Origin of the sequence: Cryobacterium sp. MLB-32 (assembly GCF_000738085.1) — a bacterium.
Lineage (GTDB): Bacteria > Actinomycetota > Actinomycetes > Actinomycetales > Microbacteriaceae > Cryobacterium.
In genome coordinates this window covers 1-1131 of record NZ_JPRS01000402.1, presented here as the reverse complement: position 1 = coordinate 1131, position 1131 = coordinate 1, and the positions used below count along the sequence as shown (strand labels likewise).

The 1131-nt window shown below is 64.2% G+C and carries 1 protein-coding gene; it reads right to left on the bottom strand.

Annotated features, from left to right (window positions below; translation table 11 throughout):
* Positions 1-309 precede the first annotated feature (309 nt).
* Positions 310-933: a hypothetical protein gene (locus tag JF66_RS18940; RefSeq protein WP_035880431.1), complete on the bottom strand. Its 624-nt coding sequence runs from the start codon at positions 931-933 to the stop codon at positions 310-312.
* Between the last annotated feature and the right edge of the window lie 198 nt (positions 934-1131).

Below are 1131 nucleotides of genomic sequence, written 5' to 3'. Positions count from 1 at the left end.
TCGCTCCTTCGGTCGCGCCTCGACCAACGAAATCCCACCGCGCGAGGCCCACGAGGTCTCGATCGCTCCTTCGTCGCGCCTCGACCAACGAAACCACCGCGTGACGCCCACCAAGTCTCGACCGCTCCTTCGTCGCGCCTCGACCAACGAAACCACCGCGTGACGCCCACCAAGTCTCGACCAGCGAAACCACCAGGCTAGGCCCACGAGGTCTCGATCGCTCCTTCGTCGCGCCTCGACCAGCGAGGCCATCCCGCTGGTCGAGGAGCGAGGCACGAGCGTCTCGAGACCTCGCGAGACGCAGCGAGATCAGTAGTCGCTGTCGACGGGAGCGCTCTTGGCGGTATGGGCAGACCTGAGCAGGGCCATGTTCACGAGCAGGAACATATCGAGCCGGTCGGCGCGCTTCTCCGCGTACCCGGGCTCGCTCGGGTCGATGGCCAGGGAGATCAGGCGGGCCGACACCGCATCGCGAATTTCGTCGCTTGCCGCGCGCTGGGCTCGTTGCACCAGAAGCGCCACCCGCTCGTCGTCGGCGGCCTCGGCGTCAAGGGCTGCCGTGAGTCGCTTGTGCACGCGGTGACGCAGTGTGTACTGGGTGATGTCACCGCGCTGGTCCTCGGTGAGGTCGAAGCCCCAGCGCCCCTTGCCGAGCTCTTTCTTCAGTTTGCTGACCCGCCGCGCGTATTCTTCGTTCTGGCGGGCGAGCAGGCTCAACTCATGTCTGGCCGCTGCGGCGTAGCGGGCAGGATCAAAGTCCGCGTGCTCGCGTAACGCGCCGATGATGATGTCGTTCTTCACGGCCATGCGAACGGCCGACAGCGCAATGAGGAGTCCTTCATCGACGATTCGATCAATCGGAACGGCATCTGCGGCCACGATTACATCTTCCAACTCGACGACGGGCTTGCGCACCGAACGACCCCGACCCATTGCACCACCACTTCCTCGTGTAGGTCTGATTTTACTGCCACCAGAGGCATGGATTCCGACGTGTCGCTTTACTGCGCGCGTAGCAGTGCCAGGAACTCGTCGGCCATTCCCAGCTGGTCCTGAAGTTTCTGCCGACGCTCAACGGTTTGGGCGATGAAGTCGTCCAGTTCCCTTCTCACGGCGGTCTGGGGCGCATCC